The organism is Paenibacillus sp., from assembly GCF_048976745.1.
In the GTDB taxonomy this organism is placed as follows: Bacteria; Bacillota; Bacilli; order Paenibacillales; family Paenibacillaceae; genus Paenibacillus.
In genome coordinates this window covers 73,896-98,670 of record NZ_JBHGUU010000004.1, presented here as the reverse complement: position 1 = coordinate 98,670, position 24,775 = coordinate 73,896, and the positions used below count along the sequence as shown (strand labels likewise).

Sequence of the window (24,775 nt, the reverse complement as noted above, 5' to 3'; positions counted from 1 at the left end):
CCCCCTCCGACTTTATTCAAAGATAGTAAAGATGGTAACAACACTTATGACATACAAAATAACCGTAATTAATATGGGCTTGTCCTCAAACAGTACACGATCGGGCGAGCCACCCTGGTTCTTCATATGGATCAGATACAGATAACGGAACATGCCGTAGATCACCAATGGAATGGTCCACATAAGATGGATGGTCCGATCTGAAGTGAATGTGAACAGGGAATAACTGATAATCGTAGCTGTCGTTACAATCGTATTGAATTGATCCAGTAACGTAATGGAGTAGTTATCCAACACCTTACGGTGTGATCCTGTATTTCCCTCAAGCAACGTAAGTTCATTTCTGCGTTTGCCAATAGCCAAAAACAACGACAACAGCATGGTACAGATCAAAAACCATGGAGTGAATGGTACATGGATCAGCACACCACCTGCAATGGCACGAAGTACAAAGCCGGCTGCTATGGTCATCATATCCAGGATAACGAGATGTTTCAGGACAAATGAATACGAAACATTCAACAGGAAATAGACGATACACAACACCCCGAATAGAGGGTTCATCATGAAGGCCGTTCCTAAGGAAAGCATTAACAGAATAATGCCAAACCACAAAGCATGTGTCGGATTCACCTGCCCAGAAGCCATGGGACGATATTTTTTAACTGGATGCTGTCGATCCCTGTCCCGGTCTACAAAGTCATTTAAAATATAAACACAGCCTGCGACGAGGCTAAATAGAATAAAACCAAGCAACGTCGCAAGAATGGTTTCCGTTCGAATCTCCTCAAAAGAGAATAGCAACGCAGCAAATAACAGCAGATTTTTCGTCCACTGTTTGGGTCTTAACAATCTAATTAATCCTGACGCTGTACTGCCTGTACCTGTAGTCGGTGAGGACACCGTACTCGTTCGTGATGATAACAATTGAAATAACTCCCTTCAAAAACAACTTCTGTATATAACAAATAACGTAAAGATCTAATCATATGTTGCTTGTATAATTTTGTAAAGGGAGTAAATCAAAAAAATTCTAATATGAGCATAAAAAAAGAGACCGTTACCGGTCTCTTCGTTTTCATATGTTTAATCTATAGGGTGTTACATTTCAATTAAAATTCGAATTGTACGTCACTCAGACGACGTTTGATCTCAGCAATAACACGTTTCTCTTCCTCTTCACCCTTCGCTTCAAAGGTAACGGAGAAACGAACAAAGTTACCCGCATCATCCCAAGGTACGGATGAGATCAGTTTCTCACGGATCAGGAATTGAGAGAAGTCTTCGCCAGATTCGAAGCGACGTCCACCCACCACACCTTTTGGTGCTTCAACATACAGGAAGAATGAACCTTTAGGTTTTTCAGCCTGGAAGCCCAGTTCGTTCAATGCGGCAACGAGCATGTCGTGACGACGGGAATATTTTTCTGCAATTTTTTCCGTAATTTCAGGGTGATTCAATCCGTAAGCAGCAGCCTTTTGAATCGCGATGAACTGACCGGAGTCATTGTTGTCCTTCACGTCACTGAATGCTTTGACTACAAGCGGGTTACCCGCTACAAATCCGATTCTCCAACCCGTCATGTTGTAGGACTTGGATAGAGAGTGCAGTTCCACGCCGACATCCTTCGCTCCAGGTACGGACAGGAAACTGAACGGTTTTTTGCCATCATACGTCAATGCTGCGTATGGAGCATCATGTACAACCACAACATTGTATTTCTTAGCCCACTCCACAACTTCAGTGAAGAACTCCACAGTCGCGCTTGCACCTGTCGGGTTATTCGGATAGTTCAGGTAGAGCAACTTCGCACGTTTTGCGATGTCTTCCGGAATAGCCGTCAGATCAGGCAGGAAGTTATTCTCTTTTGTCAATTGAATGTTGAATACTTCTCCACCCAGATACTTCGTATGTGTACCCATAACCGGGTAACCTGGGACGGTCATGATGGTCACATCACCCGGATTGATGAAGCATGAAGGCATCATCGCCAAAGCCGGTTTGGAGCCAATGGAATGCACGATTTCAGTATCTGCATCGATACCTTCTACGTTAAATACGTTTTTCAGGTAAGAAGCAGCCGCAGCTTTGAATTCAGGAATACCATTGTCGGCATAACCACGATTCTCAGGTCTCGAAGCTTCTTCTGCAAGTGCAGCTACAATGCCTGCATCCGCCATTTCATCCGGTTCACCTACACCAAGGTCAATCAGTTCCACATCGGGAAAATCTTTTTTGGCCGAAGCTTTGGCACGTTTGATTTTCTCAAATTTATAAATGTTCGTGTCTTTACCATAGTTGGAGCCACCGATACGGTCGGCAAAATTAGTCTGAATGTAAGTTTCTTGATATTTATCGATACTCATAACGTTGTTCATCTCCTCATTTGACGCAAATTTCTACACTTTAATATGAAGCATTTGCGTGATCAAAGCCATGGACAAAGTATCCGAACATTTGTACTTTCTTGGAGCTGTTAACGACTGCGTAGCGAAGCAAGAACGTCCTCCATATCTTGAGGAAGCGGAGCTGAAAATTCAAGGTATTCTCCCGATGTTGGATGCACAAATCCAAGAATGGCCGCATGAAGAGCCTGTCCTTGCATTTTAATGCCTTTATTACGTCCATACGTTGGATCTCCTACAAGCGGGTGACCAATAAATTTCATGTGAACCCGAATCTGGTGAGTACGTCCTGTCTCCAGTTTCAATTCCAGCAAGGTGTAATCATTAATCCGCTCTGTCACGGTAAAATGCGTAACGGCATGTTTACTGTTACGTTCCGTGACCGTATACATTTTGCGGTCATTGGTATCTCGTCCAATCGGTGCATCAATAGTCCCTTGATCATGGTTAAGATGACCATGAACAAGCGCAATATACCGTCTGTTCACCGTATGGTCCTTCAACTGGGCAGCCAGTGATGCGTGAGCGCGATCGTTCTTGGCAGCCATGATCAGGCCTGATGTATCCTTATCGATACGATGCACAATGCCAGGGCGCAGCTCGCCATTAATACCCGAGAGGTCTTTGCAATGATACATGAGTGCATTAACGAGAGTACCCGACGTATGTCCTGGTGCTGGATGCACCACAAGACCACGCTGTTTGTTAATCACGATCAGGTCACTGTCTTCATATACCACTTCCAGTGGAATATCTTCAGCAACGATCTCCACAGAAGTTGGTTCCGGAATCTGTAACTCCACCAGATCGCCTTCGGATAACTTGGCATTGGCTTTGACAACAGCACCATTTACCGTAACCATTCCGTCCCCGATCCACAATTGAACTTGGGAGCGAGATACGTTATCCACGGCTTCCGTAATATATTTGTCAATTCGTTCTTTTTTATGTTCAGCGGCAACGGTCCATTCCATACGTTCATTGCCATTCATTAGTTCTTCGTCGTTAATCTGTTCCTTATTCGGATTACTCATGATGTTCATTCCCTTCAATCTTCGCGGCTGCTTTTTCACGCCGTCCTTCCAGCAACGTCTCCACAATGATCAACGCTACACCGATGCAGATTGCCGAATCGGCGATGTTAAAAATGGGAAACGTATAACTTCCAAAATTAAGTTGCACAAAATCCACAACTTCTCCGGTCAATGCCCGGTCAAGGAAGTTGCCAATTGCTCCACCAAGCACCAAACTAAGCGCCACAGGCAGCAATTTGTGCGGTGTATCTTTTACCTTTTGCAAATACCAAATCAAAGCAACGACCACAATCAACGTAACCACGATAAAGAACCAACGCTGGTCTTGCAGAATGCCAAAAGCTGCTCCTGAGTTACGATGTGATGTGATGACAAAGAAATTGCCAATGACCGGAATTTCTTCTCTGAGTTCCATCCGGGTTGCAATCAGATACTTGGTTCCCTGATCCAATAAAAATACGATAAAAGCGAGGATATAATACACCACGTTTGTTTGTCACTCCGTTCTTGTCTTTTCCAAACGATACCAGGCTTACGCCAGACTTGTTTATTGTAGCACAGCTGTTTGGAAATCGTCCACGACGCGCTACATCACCATGCTCATGGCAAAAACGATAACATTTCCCTTCTGTAATCTTGCCCTTAATGGCACATCCTACAATAGAGTCAAAATCCGGATTCCAGCATGAACGCAGAAAGGGGAAAATCATGTCACATTTTACGACCAAACAACTGCAATTTTTACGTTCCCAACTGATGTCCGATAAGCGCGATATTGAACATAGACTATCGGAAAACGAGCATTATGGCCTTGGAGACTCCCTTAAACTACAGACAGGTGAATTATCACCGATTGATAACCATCCTGGTGATATAGCCACGGAGGTGTATGAACGCGAAAAAGATATTTCCCTGCTGGAACATGATGAATTCCAATTGGAACGAATTGATTCTGCACTGCACTCCATCGAAGAAGGACATTATGGTACATGCGCCGTCTGCCAGCAACCCATTCCTTATGAACGCATGGAAGCTGTTCCCTACACGAAATACTGCAAAAAACATCAACCGGAAACCGTTGTCTCCGAAAACCGTCCTGTAGAGGAAGAATTCCTTGCCCCGGCATTTGGCCGAACCAGTCTGGATGAGCGTGATGATCAAAATGGCTTCGATGGTGAAGACACCTGGCAGATTGTTGAAAGTTGGGGCACATCAAACTCACCAGCCATGGCTGAAGGACGTGATATCGACAGCTATGATGTTATGGCCATTGAAGCCACCGATGAAGTGGAAGGCTGCGTTGAAGCGTACGAAAGCTTTGTTGCAACGGACATCTATGGTCATGACGTATCCATCGTGCGCAATCGGCAATATCGCCAGTATCTGGAGAACCGTGAAGGCGAGGGGCTGTTGGAACCGGATTTGGAGACGGATGACGTTTATTAACTGCACTTGGATATTATTCACCTTCAATCGCTAATCGCTTAGTACGTATTCATATCAAGCTGGCGCTGGACAATGCGCACAATATCAGCGATGTAATCTCCAACAATGGGAAGATTGAGTGCTCCAAGTAGCTGCAAAACATAAATGATCGTTGCTGCAAAAAAGGTAAACCCAATCGCGATTCCCACACCTCGTGCGGCTCCAGACAATAGGTTAAGTCCGATCAATTTCCATGGCCTGTTCAGCAATTCTGTATATTGCGCAATTCGTGAACGTTCCAGTTCATTCGCCAGACGGTTAGTCAGGGTATGAAGTTCTTCAATTTTGTCATGTGAATTCAGATTATCTGATGTTGATGGTGAAGCAGTTGCCGTTTGCTTGTCATGTTCGCTCATGTTTTGGTCAGTTCCTTTGATCAATATAGATTGACTGCACTATAGAATCATTTCCTTTTTGTCTAAAAAACAAACGAGCCCAGAATCAGGGAAAATGTCCCTGCCTCTGCGGCTCGTTTGTTTATGCTCTAGATTCTGTCCCTGTTGAATGGGTAATGCTCCGAATTATGCTTCGATGTAAATACCGATCGATTTGCCTCCGGCCTCAACACGTTCCATGGACTCATTCGAGCCAAATGTCACTTCGGTTACGAGAACATTTTCACGCAACACATCATCAAACGCCTGGATAGCTGCCTGAAGGGATGTATCCACATCCAGTGTCAAACGTACTCTTTTCTCAATCGGCAAGTCCAGTCGTTTCCGGGTATCCTGCACTGCACGAACCACTTCACGGACCCAGCCTTCCTGTTCCAATGCTTCGGTGATTTCAGTATTGAGCGCAACCGTCAAACCGTAACCTGATGCAGAAGCAAAACCTGATTTGGCCTGTTTATCAACCAATAATTCTTCGCTCGTCACTTGCAGCTCTTCACCTTCCGGAGAAACGATGTTCAGTACACCTTCCGAAACCACTTTACGCGTCTCATCGGCTGACATTCCCTTGAAGAAGTTTTGTAGGAATCCTACGTTTTTACCGTATTTCTTACCTGCAACTTTCAGGTTCAGCTTCAATGTAAAGTCAACGAATTCCGCATCGTTATGCTCCGTACGGATTCCTTTTACATTGATTTCTTCCTTGATGATCTCTTCATAACTTGCCAGGTCAAAGCCTTTATCCAGGGAAACGATCAATTCGGACAGCGGCTGACGTGTCTTGATGCCTGTTTCGTTACGAACGTTACGGGCAAGTTCAACCACACGGCGAGCCGTCTCCATATCCTGTTCCAGTCCTGCATCAATTAGCGATTCATTCGCTACCGGATAATCTTCCATGTGCACACTCTCGCCTGTTGCAAGGTTCAGATAGATATCTTCTGCAAGCATCGGCGTAAACGGAGCAACCAGTTTTGCAGTAGTCACCAGCACCTCAGTCAATGTGCGGTAAGCGTCCAGTTTATCCTCTGTCAGGCCACTTCCCCAGAACCGGTCACGGGAACGACGGATATACCAGTTACTCAGCTCATCAACAAATGCTTCAATCGCTTTGGAAGAATTCAGATAGTCGTTAACCAACAGCGCTTTTTCTACAACCAGGATCAGACTGTTCAGCCTCGACAGAATCCAGCGATCCAGCTTGTGTGCGGACAGTTGGAACGGATGCTCCTGTGGATCAAATCCATCAATGGTGGCATACAGCGTCAGGAATGCATGGGTGTTGACCAGCGTATCCACCATTTTGGATTTGGCTTCGCCCACGATACCTTTGGAGAACCGTTTGCTGTTCCATGGTGCACTGTCAGACAACAAAGCCCAGCGGAATGCATCAGTACCGTATTCTTCAATTACTTCCCAAGGATCGATAACGTTACCTTTGGATTTGGACATCTTCTGTCCGTTCTCATCAAGAACGTGTCCTGTAGCCATAACCGCTTTGTACGGCGCTTTGCCTGTCAAAAGAGTAGAAACCGCCAGCAAGCTGTAGAACCAGCCACGTGTCTGGTCAATTCCCTCACAGATCATATCAGCAGGGTACTGCTGTTCAAATACTTCTTTATTTTCAAATGGATAGTGCTGCTGGGCAAACGGCATGGAGCCGCTGTCGAACCAGACATCGATCACTTCCGGTGTACGTTTCATTTCATATTTGCCACAAGAGCTCATGACTTTAACGTCATCCACATATGGTTTATGCAATTCAAGATTCTCAGGCACATCACCAACCGCACGAGCACGCAATTCTGCAATGCTGTGTGGAGCAAATTGTTCGCCAGTCTCCTCGCACACCCAGATGTTCAGCGGAGTTCCCCAATAACGATCACGGCTGATGTTCCAATCCACCAGATCCTCAAGGAATTTTCCGAAACGTCCTTCACGAACGTGACCCGGGTACCAATCCACCTCACTATTGTTGGCAATCAATTGGTCCTTGATGGCTGTTGTTTGGATAAACCAGCTGTCCATTGCATAATACAGAAGCGGTGTATCACAACGCCAGCAGAATGGATAGCTGTGCTCATATTTTTCTTTGCTGAACAGACGTCCATTCTCAGACAGATATCGTACGATATCAATATCACAGTCCTTCACGAAACGTCCGGCAAAGTCAGTAACCTCAGCGACAAATTTACCTTCCAGGTCCACCATGTTTACAAAGCTGATTCCATTCTCACGGCATACACGGTAGTCATCTTCACCATGGGCAGGAGCCATGTGTACGATACCCGTACCACTTGCATCCGTTACAAAGCCTGCGCCCAGAATGATGTTGGCTTTCTCAGCCTGTACGTAGTTAAACGGAGGATCATACGTTTTGCCAACGAGGTCGGCACCTTTCAATGCACCGATGATCTCATACTCGCCCTTGGTGTCTTTCATTACTTTCTCCACCAGGTTGGTTGCCATGATGTACACTTCATCGCCTTGACGAACACGGGAGTAGTCCATGTCCGGATTCACGGCAAGTGCGACGTGTGAAGGCAGTGTCCAAGGCGTTGTCGTCCAAGCGAGTACAAATTCTCCGCTGTCATTCAGTTTAAATTTCGCTGTAGCGCTCAGGTCTTTGACGTCTTTGTACCCTTGTGCAACTTCATGTGAACTCAGTGTTGTCTGGCAAGATGGACAATACGGGCTCACACGGTGACCCCGATACAGCAGTCCTTTCTCGTGGATTGTGGCAAGGATGTTCCATACACTCTCGATATAGTTGTTATCAAGAGTGATATATGGGTTATCCATATCCGTCCAATATCCGATACCTTCTGTCAAATCACGCCATTGTTGCTCATACTCGAATACGCTCGCTTTACATTCGTTAATGAATTTCTCTACACCGTAATCTTCGATTTCCCACTTGTGGGAGATGCCAAGCTTCTTCTGTACACCCAGTTCTACAGGCAGACCATGTGTATCCCAACCTGCTTTACGGACCACACGGTAACCTTTCATCGTGTTATACCGTCCAACGAAATCCTTGATTACCCGTCCCAGTACGTGACCGATATGTGGTTTACCGTTCGCAGTAGGCGGCCCTTCATAAAATACGAAGTTTGGCTTGCCCTCCCGGTTTTCGATGGATCTTTTGAATGTATTCTCCGTTTTCCATTTATCTAACACGCGTAATTCTCTGGCGCGTGCCTTCTCTTTGACGTCAACTCGTTGCATGAGGATCATCTTCCCTTTCTTTGGTTAAATTGTGGACCGTCCACAAAAAGCGTTTCAATCCCCCTAAATCCCCCTTGCCAAGGGGGACCCATAGGCGCTCCGCCCTCTGGACACCCGGGATGGGTTGTCGGATATGGGGAACAGTTGCGCCGCTTGTGGGCGAGGGGTGGATGTGCGTAGTGGCGGCCATTTTGCGGCTGTTCCCTGCGTGAACGCCGCATGGCCTTACTGCGAGGCGGGTGTTGCCGGGTGCTTCGCTCTCCCGGCGGGCGGCTCTCTCCTTGAGGTCCTTCGGGCCTCAGGGATGTTCGCCTTTTTTGAACACAAAAAAGCCCCATCCCTGGAAAGGGACGAGGCTATGCTCGCGTTACCACCCTAATTCTGTTCATCACAAACCACATCCAGGCAAGCTGGGTATGCTCTGTCATCAACAGCGCTTATGCCCCGCTAAACTACCGCAGGGTGCCGTTATAACGTACGGCTTACGGTTCGGCTTACACACGGCAATCACAATCACCGCTTCAGCGTCACTTCTCCGGGGAGATATTCGGCTATAACTCATCCATTGGTTTGCACCAACCACCAACTCTCTGAGGGATGAGATCATAACGTACTGAACCCGTCATGGAATCACTATTCATTATGAATATAGTTATAGCCTCTTTGCAGACAAAAGTCAACCAGGCGACAGACTAATAAATTTCTTTCATCTCCCGCTCACGGTCACGTACTTCCTGCTCCCGGCTCTCCAGCACTTCCCAACCATCCTGAGTCAACAGTTCAAGCTGCGCTTCAACAAGCGTGCGGAAACGAGCACGATAAATCGATGCCTGCTTTTTCAGTTCTTCCACTTCCAAAGCAATCTTACGTGATTTACCCAACGATTCGTTCACGATCCGGTCTGCATTTTTCTCTGCTTCCTTCACGATCAACTGCGCTTCTTTTTTCGCATTATTCTTCACATCATCAGCAGCTTCCTGCGCAATGATGATCGTTTTGCTGAGCGTTTCTTCAATCGTGGCAAAATGATCCAGCTTTTCCTGAACGGACAGCAACTGATTGCTCAGCTCTTTGTTCTCGCGAATGACGCCTTCGTAATCTTTGATGACTTGGTCCAGGAATTCATTGACTTCATCCTCGTCATACCCGCGCAAACGTCGGGAAAATTCCTTGTTGTGTATGTCCAGCGGCGTTAATGGCATGCTGTCCACCTCCTGTAAAATTTCCTTCCCGTCCTGAGAAGGTTTGCAGCATAAAGCTTTGACTTAATGTATATCGGATACACCGCGTATTTTCTACACCTTTATGATAAACATTTCGACAAGAAAGCGGATTTTCCTGCAACAGACTCAGGCAAATTTGCCGATTTTCACTCGGCAGCGCCCTTTTTTGGTCATCCCATCCTGTTCCATAACCTTGAAGCGGCCAAATCCCTGAATGGATACGACATCTCCCGCTTTTAGCGATTTGGATGGATCTTCCTCAACCTTCCAGTTCACACGGCAGCGCCCAGCTTTGATCGGCACCAATACTTTACTGCGACTAAGCCGATACACATCTGCACAGATTCCATCCAAACGAAGCGAAGCGACCGTTATGTCCATCGTCTCCAATTTGGTCTCGGACCATCGCATCTGATCCAAAGGAAGTAACTCTGTGAACACATGTAACCGATGCACCTGATTCAGTTGAAGCGATAAAAAAGCGCCGGTTTCCGCCGCCACCACTGTATGGCAACCGTCCTCCAGCACTTGGATATCCCCGATCTTTCCACGTTTCATCCCAAGCCCGAGCAGGGAACCCATATAGTCCCCATGCTCCAGCTCCGAGATTTTCTGATCATCAGACGTGATACTGAGCACCTGCATCCCCATATCCTCATCATCCAGATACATATAATCAGGTGCAACCAGCGCACGCTTGCGCTCAGCAGCCTCGTAACCACCGTCCAGACGAATCTGAACGTCATTACGACGATTGGCAAGAGTTTGTAAAATAAAAACCTGTCTTGGGTCAAGAAAGTCAGTTAGCTTCATGTCATGATACTTGCCTGCCCGCTCAACCCAATCCGAAGCCTTATCTACGAAATCTCGCTCATCATGGCTGAAATGTTCGTAAATTTCACCGCTCATCTATGCACCCTACCCTAATATACAAAATACCGAAGTATGGAGATCAATCCGTTAAGCGCGAGTTGCAGAACGATTAACGCCACAATCGGGGAAATATCCAGCACACCGAACAAAGGTGGTATAAATCGACGGAACGGTCTTAGATATGGCTCTACAAACTTGCCTAGCCATTCACCGATGAAGCTTTCCCGCGCATTGGGAAGCCAAGACATCAATATGTAGACAATGACCATGTAAAAGTAAATCTGGTATAACGTGTACAACACGCTTTCAATCTGATACAAAAGTGGCTCACCTCATTCTGTTATAATCTTGCTCGCTGTCAGCCAGTATTTCCGTAATTGATCCCTGAATTTCAACCGTATCTGGCGTACAGAGAAAAATGTTTCCGCCGATTTTGGAAATACCGCCACCCAATGCATATACCGTGCCACTCAAAAAATCAATAACGCGCAACGCTTGGTCCTGACGTATCCGTTGCAGGTTTACCACAACAGTACGATGCGAACGCAGATGGTCGGCAATCTCCTGAGCCTCGTCATAAGAACGTGGTTCATACAGGACAACTTTAACATTTTTCTGGGAATGAATGCTCACCACATTATTCCCCCTTTGGTTTCTACGTTTATCGAGACTGGAGGTTTCAGCTTCCTGCTGTTCAGACTCATTTTCCTCTTGCGCAGCCATCCGTTCACGTTCCACAATCTCTTCCTCTTCCTGAAGTCCGAGGAAATTCATAAATTTATTCATCACGCCCATCGTGAACCCTCCTCTTTTCCTACGAGAATCGATCCTAGCCGTACCCAGGTTGCCCCTTCTTCAATGGCCACTTCAAAATCATTGGACATCCCCATCGACAGCTCAGTTAATGGTTCAGCTGTGAGGGCTTGTCCATTCAATTGATCCCTCAGCTCACGCAATCCACGAAATACGGGACGTGTCAGCTCGGGATTTTCCTCATGAGGTGCCATGGTCATCAGGCCGACGACCTTGAGATTGTTGAACGAACGAATATCACGCAAAAAAGAACTTGCCTGTTCAGGCTGTAAGCCATACTTGCTCTCTTCACCCGAAATATTCACCTGCAAAAACGTTTCCACTTGGATGCCAAGTGAAGCTGCTTTTTTATCCAACTCCTTCGCCAATGACAAACGATCCAGTGAATGTATGTAACGAAACTTGCCGATCACGTCTTTCACCTTGTTCGTCTGCAAATGACCGATAAAATGCCAGGTACCCTGTTGACCAAAAGCTTCCCATTTGGCCTGTGCATCCTGCCACCGGTTTTCTCCAATATGCTCAAGACCATGATTCAGCACCGATCCCGTTGTTTCAAGTGAGACATATTTGGTGACCGCAATCACATTCACATCATCACGATGACGGTTACTGCGCTGACATGCATCCTCGATCTTCTGATTTACCTGTTGTATACGCTCCTCCAATGACACAGAGGTCACCTCTCTTCCAGCCCAATCCAGCTCGCCATCCGTCCTGTAACACCATTTTCCTTCCGATAGGAGAAAAATAGTTCGGGATGACAACTTGTACACCATGTTGTACATTCGATATGATCCGGCAATATTCCTGCTTTCATCATAATGTGTCGATTACATTCTTTCAAGTTTAACATCGTTTTATCGTTATTCACAGATCGATATGCTTGTTTGGATGCAGAATCCTTGTGTTCATCATTAACCGGGGAATCACCAAACCAAACCCGTACATGTTGCATGACCGCCTCATCCACTTCATAACAGCAATCCCCAATGGACGGACCAATTGCAGCTCGAATGTCCTGTCTACGGCTGCCGTACTCCCGTTCCATCGTCTCCACCATGGATACAGCGATACCCGCGACTGTACCTTTCCAACCGGCATGAGCAAGGCCCACAGCCTGTTGCACAGGGTCATAGAAATAAAGCGGAACACAGTCTGCGTAGAAAGAAGTCAGCAGCACACCCGGCACATTTGTGACCAGTCCATCCGTATCCTGTAACGCCGACTGACGATCAAGCAATCCCCTGCTCCGATCTTCAGCAGTAATTACAGCTACATGTTTGCCATGCACCTGCTCTCCACAGGTCCAGGCTTCCGCTGCAAAGCCAAGCTTCTCGGTTACAAGCCTGCGATTGTTAAGCACAACTTCAGGATCATCCCCCACATGATAAGCACAGTTAAGCGTAGCATAGGGAACATTTCCGACTCCACCATGTCTCGTCGTAAACCCGGCTGACAACTGTTCAAATTGCTGTGTCCAGGGCTCAACATATAATAATAACGGATCAGGACCGAAATCTGAATTTGGGTTCTTTGTCCGTTCAAGTAATTCTTTATCCAATACAAAGGGTTCCATTATCTCACCTCACCACTTCCAGTGTACCAAATGAGCCACATTCTGTCTCTTTTATATCGTTCGACGCTGATTACGATCTGATCGTTCAATGCGTTCCACACGCTCTGTGCGGTTATGCTGCTGTTCATCATACAGGCGCGCTTCGCGATCACGCTCGTCATACGTGTTTTCCTTCACCTCATCCATCTTTACCAGAATCACATCTGAACCAATCTTCACAATATTTCTCCAGGGAATCACCAAGTCCGTTCCCCCGCCAAAAAGACCCATAAAACGGCTGTACCCCGGCACAACAATCGCTTCAATTCGCCCCTGCTTCAGATCCAGCTCCAAATCACTGATCTGACCGAGACGTTTACCATCCGTGATGTTAATGACATCCTTAGTCTGAAAATCCGAGATTTTCATGCCTCGTGCTGCAACTTCGCTCGTATTTACTTTCATTCATTCCCGCCCCCTGTTATTCCTCTTCAGCCCGTTCCCCACGCTTCTATACAATATATGTTTCAAGGGCGAAAAATGTCCTGTTTTTCATCGAAAGTGGAAACGGCTTAACACAAAAAGACGACCAACGGTATACATTGCCCCGATTGATCGTCCTCTGCCCTTGCATCGTATTACGACTTCACATGTTTTTGCATCTGTTGTATCGCTGATTTCTCCAGACGTGATACCTGAGCCTGGGAAATGCCAATTTCATCTGCTACTTCCATCTGGGTTTTCCCTTCGAAAAACCGCATCGACAAAATCATTTTTTCACGCTGACCAAGACGATGCATCGCTTCACGCAGCGCAATTTCCTCAATCCACGAGACATCCTTGTTTCTGTCATCACTGATCTGATCCATGACATAGATCGGATCCCCACCATCATGATAAATCGGTTCGAAGAGCGAGACCGGGTCCTGAATGGCGTCCAATGCAAAAACAACATCTTCCTTCGGCACATTCAGTACTTCCGCAATTTCGAAGATCGTCGGTTCCCGGGAATTTTTATTCGTCAGGCTGTCACGGACCTGAAGAGCTTTGTAAGCAATATCCCTCAAGGAGCGAGATACCCGAATCGGGTTATTATCACGCAGGTATCGACGGATTTCACCGATAATCATCGGCACCGCGTAGGTTGAAAATTTGACATTCTGGGATAAATCAAAATTATCAATGGCTTTCATCAGGCCGATGCAACCAACCTGGAACAGATCATCGACAAACTCCCCCCGATTGTTAAAACGCTGAATGACACTGAGTACCAGACGCAGGTTGCCATTCACTAATTTCTCTCTTGCTGAGCGATCATGGTGTTGCTGAAGGGAATGAAACAATTCCCGCATTTCAGTGTTGGTGAGGACAGGCAATTTTGCGGTGTCCACGCCACAAATCTCGACTTTGTTTCGGGTCATCGTGATTTACCTCCCAAGGAGAAACATTAATGTACATTATCTCCGGGGCAGGCTTTTTTATTCGTACTTGGCACCCTTGCCAGTAATACCCATTCTGAGCAATGATGTATTTCAGACCATTTTATTGAACTCCTTGCGGAGTCTTTTAATGATTCTTTTTTCGAGACGAGAGATGTAGGATTGGGAGATTCCCAGTAGATCCGCTACATCTTTTTGTGTCTTTTCTTCCCCATCCGTCAAGCCAAAACGAAGCTCCATAATCATTCGCTCGCGCTCCGTTAATTTTTCCAGTGCCTTGTGCAAAAGTTTCCGGTCTACCTGCTCTTCAATATTCCGATAGATTGTATCGTTTTCTGTACCCAATACATCGGATAATAATAGTTCATTTCCATCCCAATCAATGTTCAGCGGTTCATCAAAAGAAACTTCAGTTCGGATCTTACTATTACGTCTCAGGTACATCAAAATTTCATTTTCGATACAACGTGAAGCATAAGTTGCCAGTTTGATTTTCTTTTCCGGGTCGAATGTATTAACTGCCTTAATCAGCCCGATGGCTCCGATGGAGACCAAATCCTCAATATTGATTCCTGTGTTCTCAAATTTTCGTGCGATGTACACCACAAGACGCAGATTGCGCTCAATAAGCATCGCGCGAATGGCCGAGTCTCCCGAGGATAATTTTTGCAGTAAAAATTCTTCTTCTTCCCTTGTCAACGGCGGCGGAAGGGCCTCACTTCCCCCAATGTAATAGATCTCTTCACTTTTGAGTCCCAACAAAAATAACAGACGGTAATATTGCAGCTGTGCCACCAGTTTCCATTTCACAAGCATGTACGTTCCTCCTATACCACATTCAGCGGCTTTTCTGTTGCTCCGGCAGAGAGAGCCGTAGACTGCGCAGAAGCAGCGTCTTGCACAAGTTCAGGATGAATCACGGCCTGGTATTTCCCATCCGACGACAAAACACCTCCATCCAGCCCAATGAGTACCCTTGTCGTCTCATAACATATTTCCTCCATCGTCACCTTCACCCGGTCCGGCTTCATTGCCAGCATAAACGCAGTCCCTTTGTTAATGCCCCGATAGGGCACTAGCCGCAGTCGATCCTGCCACTGAAAACTTTCCTGATCAAGCTCCAGAATAAGGTTGTCCGGCGCCTCGTCCTTAAGCCTGCCCTTCCATGAAGCAGGTAACATGTCTTGCCATAACGAAACCTCCATCACCATAACCGGCATGCGCGATAAGGGATCTGTAAGTTGATTGCCCGTATCCAAAAGGCCTGTACAAGAAATGACTACCTCATCGATGCAAACCTCAACTTTACCCAAATAGGTCGTCATGCGATCCGTTTTCCGTTTGGAGCTCTGCACAGCTTTGAATAAAAACAGGACAGCAAAAAATCCGATAAACGTGAACCAAAAGGCAATCTTCAGGTCAAATGACATACCGCCAGAAGCCGTGAACCAAATGCCGTTAAACAACTCACCGGAGCTCTGAAGCATGTAATGCACACCCAGAATACCTCCGGCAGCGACAAAGTTAATCACATAGAAGGTACCTAGCGTCCTCGTAAAAGCCTGCAGACCTTTAAAACCAAAAGCAATCGTAAGCATGACCAGCGAGAACCCGAACTTGATCAAAAAGGTGAACATAAAATCAAACTCCGGTACAAACATCATGACCACATATAATGCACCCACAATGGCGGACAGCAACCATCGCCACCAAACCAGCTTTGTTTTGCGCATCCAAGCAGTCATTCCGATGAGTGCACCGTCAATACACAGGTTTGTCAAAAAAATAAGATCTACATACACAACCAAACTCTTCACCTGCCTGCGCGCAACATATCGAAATATCAGTATCCCGGTATTCCGATATTCTTGAGCATATTCACAAGTATACGGAGCCCCCTGTTCAAAGTCTGTCTAATCATGGGGGCGTGGTTCCAACTTTTTTTGTCGGAATTGCTCAGGCCCGTTGTTCAGAATTTGTTCAATGCGGTATGCTATGATATCTAAAAAAACAGAAAAAACCCGGTCGCTCCATCAGGAGTACCGGGTTTTCGATAAATCAATATGAGTATTAATCGTTGTTATTATTGCGTGAACGATTGCGTAAAAATGTCGGAATATCCAGCTGATCATTGCTCGGCTGATTTCCAAACGGACGCAGGTTCGGCGAACGCGTATCCGTTGTCTCCGTTGTTGCTGGAGCTGGCTTACGTCCTGGTGGTGGTGGAGCAGGTTTATCTTCAAAACCAGTTGCAATAACTGTAACCTTAATCTCCTCTTTCAGGTCTTCGTCAATGATGGCACCAAAGATCATGTTCACTTCCGGGTCGGAAGCAGACGTTACAATCTCTGCCGCTTCGTTCACTTCATACAGGGACAGATTAATGCCACCCGTAATGTTCATGATTACGCCGCGAGCACCTTCAATAGAAGTTTCAAGCAAAGGACTCATAATGGCTTTCCGTGCTGCTTCAGCTGCACGGTTCTCACCTGTTGATTCACCAATCCCCATAAGGGCAGAACCACGTTCATGCATAATCGTTTTGACGTCTGCAAAGTCAAGGTTAATTAGACCCGGTACAGCGATCAAATCAGAGATACCTTGTACTGCTTGACGAAGTACGTTATCCGCTTGACGGAATGCTTCAAGCATAGGTGTCTTTTTATCCACAATTTCGAGCAAACGATCATTAGGAATAACGATCAGTGTGTCGACTTTTTCCTTGAGAGCTTCAATACCTTGCTCTGCATGGCTGGAACGCTTGCGTCCTTCAAATGTAAATGGGCGAGTTACGACACCCACTGTAAGTGCACCACACTCTTTAGCGATTTCGGCAATAACCGGAGCCGCGCCTGTACCTGTACCACCGCCCATACCGGCTGTAACAAATACCATGTCTGCACCTTTCAACGTGTTCATGATTAGATCGCGGGACTCTTCCGCTGCTTTTTTACCTACATCCGGGTTGGCGCCAGCACCAAGACCACGAGTCAATTTATCACCGATTTGCAATTTATGCTCGGATTTCGCCAGGTGTAACGCCTGAGCATCCGTATTCACCGTAATAAATTCAACACCTTGTACACCATTTTCAATCATACGGTTGACTGCATTGCTTCCGCCGCCGCCTACACCGATGACTTTAATTTGAGCCAAGCTCTCCATCTCGAAATCAAATTCCAACATATTATTCCATCTCCCCCTCAATGTGCATGGATGGCCCGTCCAATTTTTGATTTGAACCGAATCAATTTCATATATCGACGAACGAAAGCGTTTATTTTAGTATCGGCGCATTCAGACGGTTTCAAGAATGTATGAAATGGATCCAACCTGTTATATAAATTCACTGAACATATTCTTCAGCCGTTCGAAAAGACCAGGTTTTTGCTCCGATTCCTGTGCCGCATTTGGCTTCGGACGGTTGGTCGGTTTCTTGTTGTTATTATTGTTGTTGTTATTTCCACCGCCGTTATTGATCGAGGGACGAATGCGCAAACTGCGAATTACACTGTGCAATATGCCGACTCCGCTTGTAAATCCAGGGTCACGCACACCAATATAATCCGGAACTGCAACTCGTACCGAAGCAGCAAGCTCATGTTGAGCGACCTGCAGAACCCCCGGCATAGAGACCGTACCTCCCGTTAGTATATAACCTCCAGGAAGCTCGTTGTAACCAAGACGCTTCACTTCTTGGGATATCATCTGGAATATTTCCTGAACCCTGGGTTCAATGATAGCCGCCAGATCCTCCTGTGAAAACTCCTTGTCTACATTACTGCCAATACGGGTGACTTTGAACATCACATCGGCAGCAGCATCATCCAACCAGGCGCAGCCATATTTCAGTTTCACCTTCTCCGCCTGATCCGTTAACGTGCGTAAGCCATAGGCGATATCATTCGTTACGAATTCCCCACCTATAGGCAACGTTGATGTTGCAACAAGACTGTCTTCTTCAAAAATGGCGATGGTTGTTGCACCTGCTCCAATATCAACAAGCACAGAGCCCATCGTTTTTTCATCTTTGGACAAAGCCAGTTGACCCGCTCCAAGCGACATGAGAACCAGATCGCTTACTTTCAGACCCGCTTTTTCCACGCAGCGCAAAAGATTATGTATCGCGGTTTTTGCACCTGTAATGATCGTTGCTTCAACTTCCAAACGAACACCAATCATACCACGGGGGTCCTGAATGCCCTCCAAGCCATCTACAACATATTGCTTGGCGACAACATCAATAATTTCCCGTTCCGGCGGAACTGCAATGACTTCGGCTGCTTTCAACACCCGTTCCATGTCTTCTTCTCCGATTTCACGATCCTCGTTAGACACAGCCACAACGCCGTGACTGCTCATCAGTCCGATATGATTTCCCGAGATTCCAACATACACTTCGGATATTTGAATACCTACCATACGTTCTGCATGATCCACTGCGTTGCGGATCGACTGCACAGTCTGATCGATATCTACGATTACACCTTTGCGAATTCCCTCCGAGTCGGCAGATCCAACTCCTATAATATTAAAGGTTCCATTATTCATTTCCCCAATAATAGCGCGAATTTTGGATGTACCGATGTCCAAACTAACAATGATGTCATTGTTGCTCAAGTCTGTGGCACCTCCTGACTCCAATAGTAAATTACGTTCGAATTTAAACACTCTTAAAACATATTCAACACACTTTAGGCTTTCCCTCTTTTTTCTACAATGTTTTTGGGTGTCAAAATCTGGTTGCGAGACATAAAACCTTGAAGAAAAAAGAAGGAGGCAACTTATGTGCCATAAGTTCAAGTGTATCATTTTTTCTTCATCTCAGAAAGAACAAGTTTCATTGCTCTGACGGGGTCAACCCCCGACCTGCCAAGGCTTTCATATTCAGTTCAGCCTCATAATGGCAAAGATCAAGGGCTTGCTCCTAGTTCAGCATCATCTTCAGGGTCATCCGGGATGAAAGGGACATAGGTATCTGCCTCAAGCATGGTGATTTTCCCAGGCCGTTCGGTCTCAATCACCTGATTCAAATATTCCACTTTATCCGATAAAAGAGAGACGGTTGTGATCACTTCAAACTGTGATTTGGTATACATCCGAATCTGATCTGGAAATGAAGGCGTTGGGTTCGGGATAATTTCCGAAATATCCGTCGTCAATTCATTCGGAATTTTAGCCAGTGTCTGGCTCAGTTTGGCTTTGAGTGGATCATCAGCCTTCCATTGAGTCAATATGGGCTTCTCCACAGCAACACCAATGGTTGCCGGAACCGTCAAGCTTGTCCCACTGGCCAAAATCGCTTTAAGCGTACCGTCAGAACCAAGCTCATACGCAACCGTGGCATATTCCTGAACCTTGATATGGATAATACCCGGAAATTGCTTGTCCACGGAAACGGTGGAAATCGCCTTGATGGTCTTAAGGCGCTCAATAACCTCGGCAGTACTTGTCCCAAAAAATTGATCTCCTTCTCTCAGACCGCTTTTCTCCAGCAGTTCTGAAGTGGATGTGTATACATTACCCGTAATTTCAATTGCCGAAATCCGACTCATGGAAGAACGAAAGAATAATACAGCGAGCAATACAATAAATAGTAATAAGAGAATAATTACAATTTTGCGGCTTGTGTTTCCTTTTGGCCGGTTCTTCTTCAGAACCGGAATTTGACTTTTAGGCATAAGTAGCGCTCCACAAAGCCTCAGGTCCCCTCCCTTCAAGAAGGGGACTCCAAGGACGTTAATTGGCAAAATCCAACTGTTTCGAAACGGGCGACTGTCGCTCAACCGATGCTCCAAGACTTTGGAATAACTTCTCGATCTGATCATAGCCACGGTCAATATGATGCACTTGCTCCACAACCGTTTTGCCTTGAGCAGCCAGACCAGCAATGACCAGAGCTGCACCTGCACGAAGATCGGTTGCTTCAACTGTAGCCCCGTACAGACGGGGAACACCACGGATAAATGCTGCGTTCAGATCGACTGAGATATCAGCCCCCATCACATTCAGTTCATCCACATGCTTGAACCGGCCCTCGAATACCGTTTCCTTCATCACACTGAATCCGTCTGCCAGACTGAGCAGCACCATGATTTGCGATTGCAAATCTGTTGGAAACGAAGGATACGGAGAAGTCACAATACGGTCTACTGATTTGGGACGGCTCATACAGCTCACCGTCATTATATCATTGCAGACTGTGATTTGAACACCAGTGCGCTTCAATACATGTATAAGTGAAGTAAGATGAGCAGGATTGCAGTGTGTAAGTGTAACATTGCCTCGTGTTGCTGCTGCTGCAATCATCACGGTTCCGGCAACGATTCGATCCGGTATAATCTCATAGGAACAAGGCTTTAGTTTCTCAACGCCATTGATCGTAATCGTATCCGTTCCTGCACCAATAATGCTTGCACCCATAGCATTCAGAAAGTGCTGCAGGTCCTGTATCTCAGGTTCTCTTGCCGCGTTGCAAATGGTTGTTGTCCCTTTAGCCAGAACGGCTGCCATCATGATATTCTCGGTCGCTCCCACACTCGGGAAATCCAAAAGAATATCTGTACCCACCAGATTGTGTCCATGACAGATAATCTGTTGGTCCTGCTCTTCAATCAAAGCTCCGAGCGCTTCCAGGCCCCGGAGGTGAAGATCAATTTTGCGTTCTCCAATGGCACAGCCCCCTGGCTGATACACTGACACTTGCCCAAACTTAGCCAGCAATGGTCCCATCAAAAAAATGGAAGAGCGCATCTGCTTCATTAGATCTTCTGGCACATCATATGACCGGATAGACGAGGTATTAATCGTCACTGTTCCCTGTTCATGCCGACACGTGCATCCAAGCCGTTCCAGGATATACAGCATCACTTCAATGTCCAGCAAGTGTGGAACGTTATGCAGTGTAACTTCTCCATCTGCCAACAAACTTGCGGCCATGATCGGTAAAGCGGCATTTTTTGCTCCATGGATGCGTATGGATCCTGAGAGGGGTTTCCCGCCTTCAATCACCAATTTGTCCAATGTATCACCTCCGGGGTTTACCGTTCACCCACTACGAAGACTTCCGGTACCAGGTTAATACCGTTTTGAGATGATATAGTGCTATGAATCTGCTGCATTAGGGTGATAACGTCCTCTGCTGTTGCTTGGCCTGTATTGACAATGAAATTGGCATGCATGGTGGATACCTGTGCGCCTCCCTGAGTCATTCCTTTCAGCCCTGCTGCTTCAATCAGACGGGCTGCATGATCACCCGGTGGATTTCGGAATACACTACCTGCACATGCCATCTGCAGTGGCTGTGTGCGGCGCCGGCGATCTTTGTAAGCTGCCATGGTTTCCGAAATGACTTTGCGTTCTCCATGCTGGAGTTCAAATGTAGCTTCCAGCACGATGCCTCTCCGATCATGCAGAACAGAGTGACGGTAGGCAAAATCCATGTCCTCCTTACTGTAACGTACCAATTCCCCTGTCTCCAGTACAATCTCAGCGAATTTGAATATCCGTGACACATCCGATCCATGAGCACCTGCATTCATGTATACGGCTCCACCGACAGTGCCGGGGATACCGCTGCCGAATTCCAGACCGGTCCATTCCTTTTTGGCAGCAACCACACTGAGTTTAACAAAAGAATGCGCTGCTCCGGCGGTTACACCACCTTCGTGAAATTCAGCATAATCAAAACCGTCGCCTGGTTTCACAACAACACCACGTATTCCTTTGTCTGACACCAGCATGTTTGAACCCCGCCCAAGTTGCACCCACGGAATCTGCACCTTGTGAAGCAACTGAACGAGATTTATCATCTGCTCTTTATTCTCGGGAATGACCAGTGCATCCGCAGGACCGCCGATCTTCCATGTGGTGTATTTGGCTAGCGATTCGTTTTCAAGAACTCTGCCAACATTATTCTGGGATAATAATGCTATCCACTGGTGCATGTTTGCTTCCTCCTTTGCTTCAAAACCGATGAGCACAGTATGTTCTGTTGCTACACTGTGCTCTGGCGCCATGGAACGATAGTCACGATTTATACGGTATCTTATGTCAGCCCCGTCTTGTGTGTGACAATCGCCCACAAACGCACGTTATCGGCGTGCAGCAAGACGCTGAATTTCATGAACAAGCACTTCAGCTGCATCGGGTTTCCCCAATTTCCGGGAGGCTTCAGCCATTCGTTTACGTCCCGATTCATCGTTCATAATCTTGGCGATGGCTTCATACAGGACTTTGCCTGTAAGATCCTTCTCCAGCATCGTGAGTGATGCGCCTCCACCTTCAAGCGTACGTGCATTGGCTTCCTGATGATTGTTAGTCACGTTAGGAGACGGAATCAGGATCGAAGGAATACCCAGTGATGTAATCTCCGCAAGGAATGAAGCACCTGCGCGGTTTACAATCAAGGATGTGCATGCAAGCACCTCTGGCATATTATGCACATAAGGCAGGACATGCAGATGGTTTGGCATCGTACCCAATGAGCTGCGAATGGCTTCGCGCGTTTCATCAAAATAGGTATCTCCTGTCACGTAAACCACATGTACATCGTCCAGTTGTTCCAGCATTGGAGCCATGTCCACCATGGCCTGATTGATTGCTTTTGCCCCGCGACTGCCACCAACCACCAGAACAACACGGCTGTTCATGGGTACACCTAACGTGGCAAAACCGCGATCACGGCTAGCCTGGGCTACCGTAGTCGCCCGTGGATTACCGGTGTAGATCACCTTTTTTGCGCCGGAAAACGATTTTTCAGAACCTTCAAAGCTTACTGCAACCGTGTCTACATACCGCATCAAAAATTTGTTGGTCAGACCAGGAATGGCGTTCTGTTCATGAATTATACTCGGAATACCCAATTTTGTTGCTGCATATACCACAGGTCCACACACATATCCTCCTGTACCAATCACAACATCCGGTTTGAATTCCTTCAGCATTTTTTTGGACTTGCGTACACCTTGAATGAAACGCATGACCGTTTTCAGGTTGTCGATGGATAATTTCCGCCGAAAGCCCGTAATATCAATGGATTTAAAAGGAATATTTTCCTGGGGAACCAGCTTGCTTTCCAGCCCTCTGGTTCCTCCAATATATAGAAATGTCGAGTCCGGGTTCTCCGCCTCACATTGTCTTGCTATGGCAACGGCCGGATAGATATGTCCACCCGTACCGCCACCGCTTAGAACGACTCGCATCGCATAGTCACCTCGCATAACGGGATAAATTCACTAAAATGCCCAGTGCTGTGAGCATGAGGGTCAATGATGATCCGCCGTAGCTGATCAGAGGTAATGTAATGCCTGTGACAGGCATCATGCCAATGACAACACCAATGTTAATAATGACCTGCACAGCGACCATACCGACGATCCCAACACCAAGCAGACTGCCGAAGGCATCCGGAACTGTCATCGCTACACGCATCCCTCTCCACACCAGCACCAGAAACAGCAATAATACAATCATTCCACCTATAAAGCCGAGTTCTTCGGCCAAAATACTAAAAATAAAGTCCGTTTGAGGTTCAGGTACATAACTGTACTTCTGCCGGCTCATCCCCAATCCCAATCCCGCCAGTCCACCAGGACCAATGGCGTATAACGATTGAATGATCTGATATCCGGCACCCAGCGGATCGGACCACGGGTCCAAAAACGCTGTGATACGCTGCAACCGATAAGGTGCTGCGGCAATCAAAGCTGCAAACCCGGCTACGCCGCCAAGAGCAAGCAGGCTCAGATGTTTCATTCGCGCTCCGGCTGTGAAAATAATAAGCATCGATGCACCCATCATCACGGTGCCTGTCCCCAAGTCAGGTTGCAGCATAATAATCCCAAAAGCCAAACCGATCAATCCCAGCGGTGGCAGGAGCCCCGTTGTGAAGGTTTTGATTTTGCCCGGTTCCTTGCTCAGCCAGTGAGCGAGAAACAAAATCATGCCCAGCTTCATGAATTCTGAAGGCTGGATACCGAATGAACCAATGCCCAGCCAACTTCGTGCACCACCGCGAACCACGCCGATGCCAGGAATGAGCACCGCAATGAGCATAATAAAACAGGCGATTAATATTGGCTTGGCATACTTTCTCCACACCCGGTAGTCCACGTTAGCGGTGACGAACATGGCCACAAGCCCAAGCACCGCAAACAAGGCCTGTCTTTTTACAAAATAAAATGAATCGCCATAGTCATGAAAGGCTAGTACCGAGCCCGCACTATATACCATTACGATGCCGATGGCAAGCAATGCCAAAATACTAATCAGCAACCAAATATCTGGTGCCGGTCGCGTCTGTTTCATCAGGAGGCCACCCCTTG

Annotated in this window: 24 protein-coding genes and 1 other annotated feature; of the genes, 1 reads left to right on the top strand and 23 read right to left on the bottom strand. The window is 46.7% G+C overall.

Going from position 1 to position 24,775, the window contains the following annotated elements; all coding sequences use genetic code 11:
• Nucleotides 1-12 precede the first annotated feature (12 nt).
• From ACE3K2_RS01355 to lspA, 4 genes are all read right to left on the bottom strand, one after another.
• On the bottom strand, nt 13-903 hold the full coding sequence (locus tag ACE3K2_RS01355; protein ID WP_421886844.1) for a decaprenyl-phosphate phosphoribosyltransferase: 891 nt from the start codon (nt 901-903) through the stop codon (nt 13-15).
• Nucleotides 904-1,112: 209 nt separating this feature from the next.
• Nucleotides 1,113-2,366: an LL-diaminopimelate aminotransferase gene (locus tag ACE3K2_RS01350; RefSeq protein ID WP_036674844.1), complete on the bottom strand. Its 1,254-nt coding sequence runs from the start codon at nt 2,364-2,366 to the stop codon at nt 1,113-1,115.
• A gap of 110 nt (nt 2,367-2,476) precedes the next feature.
• Nucleotides 2,477-3,439 carry an RluA family pseudouridine synthase gene (locus ACE3K2_RS01345; protein ID WP_421885830.1) on the bottom strand — a complete coding sequence of 321 codons (963 nt, stop codon included), beginning with the start codon at nt 3,437-3,439 and terminating at the stop codon, nt 2,477-2,479.
• Complete coding sequence (gene lspA / locus ACE3K2_RS01340) at nt 3,432-3,926, bottom strand: signal peptidase II (protein ID WP_091028497.1); 495 nt, start codon at nt 3,924-3,926, stop codon at nt 3,432-3,434. The genes ACE3K2_RS01345 and lspA overlap by 8 nt, the downstream gene beginning before the upstream one ends.
• A gap of 221 nt (nt 3,927-4,147) precedes the next feature.
• Between lspA and ACE3K2_RS01335 the strand changes: the two genes are divergently transcribed.
• Complete coding sequence (locus ACE3K2_RS01335) at nt 4,148-4,885, top strand: TraR/DksA C4-type zinc finger protein (RefSeq protein WP_421885827.1); 738 nt, start codon at nt 4,148-4,150, stop codon at nt 4,883-4,885.
• A gap of 38 nt (nt 4,886-4,923) precedes the next feature.
• Here ACE3K2_RS01335 and ACE3K2_RS01330 read toward each other — a convergent pair whose 3' ends face one another.
• From ACE3K2_RS01330 to spoVE, 19 genes are all read right to left on the bottom strand, one after another.
• Nucleotides 4,924-5,280, bottom strand: coding sequence for a DUF5665 domain-containing protein (locus ACE3K2_RS01330; RefSeq protein ID WP_421885824.1), 357 nt, complete (start codon nt 5,278-5,280; stop codon nt 4,924-4,926).
• A gap of 165 nt (nt 5,281-5,445) precedes the next feature.
• The gene (gene ileS, locus ACE3K2_RS01325) at nt 5,446-8,544 is read right to left on the bottom strand and encodes an isoleucine--tRNA ligase (RefSeq protein ID WP_421885822.1); all 3,099 of its coding nucleotides are present in this window, start codon (nt 8,542-8,544) and stop codon (nt 5,446-5,448) included.
• Nucleotides 8,545-8,887: 343 nt separating this feature from the next.
• Nucleotides 8,888-9,179, bottom strand: a binding site (T-box leader).
• Between the two features lie 57 nt (nt 9,180-9,236).
• Complete coding sequence (locus tag ACE3K2_RS01320; RefSeq protein ID WP_062835445.1) at nt 9,237-9,746, bottom strand: DivIVA domain-containing protein; 510 nt, start codon at nt 9,744-9,746, stop codon at nt 9,237-9,239.
• 147 nt (nt 9,747-9,893) lie between these two features.
• A complete protein-coding gene (locus ACE3K2_RS01315; protein ID WP_421885819.1) occupies nt 9,894-10,676 on the bottom strand; it encodes an RNA-binding protein in 783 nt (260 codons plus the stop codon).
• A gap of 14 nt (nt 10,677-10,690) precedes the next feature.
• On the bottom strand, nt 10,691-10,960 hold the full coding sequence (locus ACE3K2_RS01310) for a YggT family protein (protein WP_301290087.1): 270 nt from the start codon (nt 10,958-10,960) through the stop codon (nt 10,691-10,693).
• Nucleotides 10,961-10,967: 7 nt separating this feature from the next.
• Nucleotides 10,968-11,435: a cell division protein SepF gene (locus ACE3K2_RS01305; protein ID WP_215077507.1), complete on the bottom strand. Its 468-nt coding sequence runs from the start codon at nt 11,433-11,435 to the stop codon at nt 10,968-10,970.
• Nucleotides 11,426-12,127 (bottom strand): YggS family pyridoxal phosphate-dependent enzyme, encoded by a 702-nt coding sequence (locus ACE3K2_RS01300; RefSeq protein ID WP_421885815.1) that lies wholly within the window; start codon nt 12,125-12,127, stop codon nt 11,426-11,428. The genes ACE3K2_RS01305 and ACE3K2_RS01300 overlap by 10 nt, the downstream gene beginning before the upstream one ends.
• A gap of 5 nt (nt 12,128-12,132) precedes the next feature.
• Nucleotides 12,133-13,032, bottom strand: coding sequence for a peptidoglycan editing factor PgeF (gene pgeF / locus ACE3K2_RS01295; RefSeq protein ID WP_421885812.1), 900 nt, complete (start codon nt 13,030-13,032; stop codon nt 12,133-12,135).
• A gap of 51 nt (nt 13,033-13,083) precedes the next feature.
• Nucleotides 13,084-13,476 (bottom strand): YlmC/YmxH family sporulation protein, encoded by a 393-nt coding sequence (locus ACE3K2_RS01290; RefSeq protein WP_251035120.1) that lies wholly within the window; start codon nt 13,474-13,476, stop codon nt 13,084-13,086.
• Between the two features lie 173 nt (nt 13,477-13,649).
• Complete coding sequence (gene sigG / locus ACE3K2_RS01285; protein WP_017687309.1) at nt 13,650-14,432, bottom strand: RNA polymerase sporulation sigma factor SigG; 783 nt, start codon at nt 14,430-14,432, stop codon at nt 13,650-13,652.
• A 111-nt stretch (nt 14,433-14,543) separates the two neighbouring features.
• Nucleotides 14,544-15,266: an RNA polymerase sporulation sigma factor SigE gene (gene sigE, locus ACE3K2_RS01280; RefSeq protein WP_017687308.1), complete on the bottom strand. Its 723-nt coding sequence runs from the start codon at nt 15,264-15,266 to the stop codon at nt 14,544-14,546.
• An 11-nt stretch (nt 15,267-15,277) separates the two neighbouring features.
• Entirely contained in the window at nt 15,278-16,258 is a 981-nt protein-coding gene (spoIIGA, locus tag ACE3K2_RS01275; protein WP_421885808.1) for a sigma-E processing peptidase SpoIIGA, read from the bottom strand.
• 262 nt (nt 16,259-16,520) lie between these two features.
• Nucleotides 16,521-17,636: a cell division protein FtsZ gene (gene ftsZ / locus ACE3K2_RS01270; protein ID WP_421885805.1), complete on the bottom strand. Its 1,116-nt coding sequence runs from the start codon at nt 17,634-17,636 to the stop codon at nt 16,521-16,523.
• Between the two features lie 150 nt (nt 17,637-17,786).
• Entirely contained in the window at nt 17,787-19,070 is a 1,284-nt protein-coding gene (gene ftsA / locus ACE3K2_RS01265; protein ID WP_076211532.1) for a cell division protein FtsA, read from the bottom strand.
• 293 nt (nt 19,071-19,363) lie between these two features.
• The gene (locus ACE3K2_RS01260; RefSeq protein WP_421885802.1) at nt 19,364-20,131 is read right to left on the bottom strand and encodes a cell division protein FtsQ/DivIB; all 768 of its coding nucleotides are present in this window, start codon (nt 20,129-20,131) and stop codon (nt 19,364-19,366) included.
• A gap of 58 nt (nt 20,132-20,189) precedes the next feature.
• On the bottom strand, nt 20,190-21,473 hold the full coding sequence (gene murA, locus ACE3K2_RS01255) for a UDP-N-acetylglucosamine 1-carboxyvinyltransferase (RefSeq protein ID WP_421885799.1): 1,284 nt from the start codon (nt 21,471-21,473) through the stop codon (nt 20,190-20,192).
• A gap of 17 nt (nt 21,474-21,490) precedes the next feature.
• Nucleotides 21,491-22,396, bottom strand: a complete 906-nt coding sequence (murB, locus tag ACE3K2_RS01250; protein ID WP_421885796.1) for a UDP-N-acetylmuramate dehydrogenase — start codon at nt 22,394-22,396, stop codon at nt 21,491-21,493.
• 147 nt (nt 22,397-22,543) lie between these two features.
• A complete protein-coding gene (murG, locus tag ACE3K2_RS01245; RefSeq protein ID WP_074095850.1) occupies nt 22,544-23,653 on the bottom strand; it encodes an undecaprenyldiphospho-muramoylpentapeptide beta-N-acetylglucosaminyltransferase in 1,110 nt (369 codons plus the stop codon).
• A 7-nt stretch (nt 23,654-23,660) separates the two neighbouring features.
• Complete coding sequence (spoVE, locus tag ACE3K2_RS01240) at nt 23,661-24,758, bottom strand: stage V sporulation protein E (RefSeq protein WP_278298912.1); 1,098 nt, start codon at nt 24,756-24,758, stop codon at nt 23,661-23,663.
• Nucleotides 24,759-24,775 lie beyond the last annotated feature (17 nt).

Bases quoted from the DNA above. Each gene is read 5' to 3' on its own strand.
- ACE3K2_RS01350 (WP_036674844.1), bottom strand. From the start codon at position 2,366: ATGAGTATCGATAAATATCAAGAAACTTACATTCAGACTAATTTTGCC.
- ACE3K2_RS01345 (WP_421885830.1), bottom strand. From the start codon at position 3,439: ATGAGTAATCCGAATAAGGAACAGATTAACGACGAAGAACTAATGAAT.
- ACE3K2_RS01335 (WP_421885827.1), top strand. From the start codon at position 4,148: ATGTCACATTTTACGACCAAACAACTGCAATTTTTACGTTCCCAACTG.
- ACE3K2_RS01330 (WP_421885824.1), bottom strand. From the start codon at position 5,280: ATGAGCGAACATGACAAGCAAACGGCAACTGCTTCACCATCAACATCA.
- ileS (WP_421885822.1), bottom strand. From the start codon at position 8,544: ATGCAACGAGTTGACGTCAAAGAGAAGGCACGCGCCAGAGAATTACGC.
- ACE3K2_RS01320 (WP_062835445.1), bottom strand. From the start codon at position 9,746: ATGCCATTAACGCCGCTGGACATACACAACAAGGAATTTTCCCGACGT.
- ACE3K2_RS01315 (WP_421885819.1), bottom strand. From the start codon at position 10,676: ATGAGCGGTGAAATTTACGAACATTTCAGCCATGATGAGCGAGATTTC.
- ACE3K2_RS01305 (WP_215077507.1), bottom strand. From the start codon at position 11,435: ATGGGCGTGATGAATAAATTTATGAATTTCCTCGGACTTCAGGAAGAG.
- pgeF (WP_421885812.1), bottom strand. From the start codon at position 13,032: ATGGAACCCTTTGTATTGGATAAAGAATTACTTGAACGGACAAAGAAC.
- ACE3K2_RS01290 (WP_251035120.1), bottom strand. From the start codon at position 13,476: ATGAAAGTAAATACGAGCGAAGTTGCAGCACGAGGCATGAAAATCTCG.
- sigG (WP_017687309.1), bottom strand. From the start codon at position 14,432: ATGACCCGAAACAAAGTCGAGATTTGTGGCGTGGACACCGCAAAATTG.
- sigE (WP_017687308.1), bottom strand. From the start codon at position 15,266: ATGCTTGTGAAATGGAAACTGGTGGCACAGCTGCAATATTACCGTCTG.
- ftsZ (WP_421885805.1), bottom strand. From the start codon at position 17,636: ATGTTGGAATTTGATTTCGAGATGGAGAGCTTGGCTCAAATTAAAGTC.
- ACE3K2_RS01260 (WP_421885802.1), bottom strand. From the start codon at position 20,131: ATGCCTAAAAGTCAAATTCCGGTTCTGAAGAAGAACCGGCCAAAAGGA.
- murB (WP_421885796.1), bottom strand. From the start codon at position 22,396: ATGCACCAGTGGATAGCATTATTATCCCAGAATAATGTTGGCAGAGTT.
- murG (WP_074095850.1), bottom strand. From the start codon at position 23,653: ATGCGAGTCGTTCTAAGCGGTGGCGGTACGGGTGGACATATCTATCCG.
- spoVE (WP_278298912.1), bottom strand. From the start codon at position 24,758: ATGAAACAGACGCGACCGGCACCAGATATTTGGTTGCTGATTAGTATT.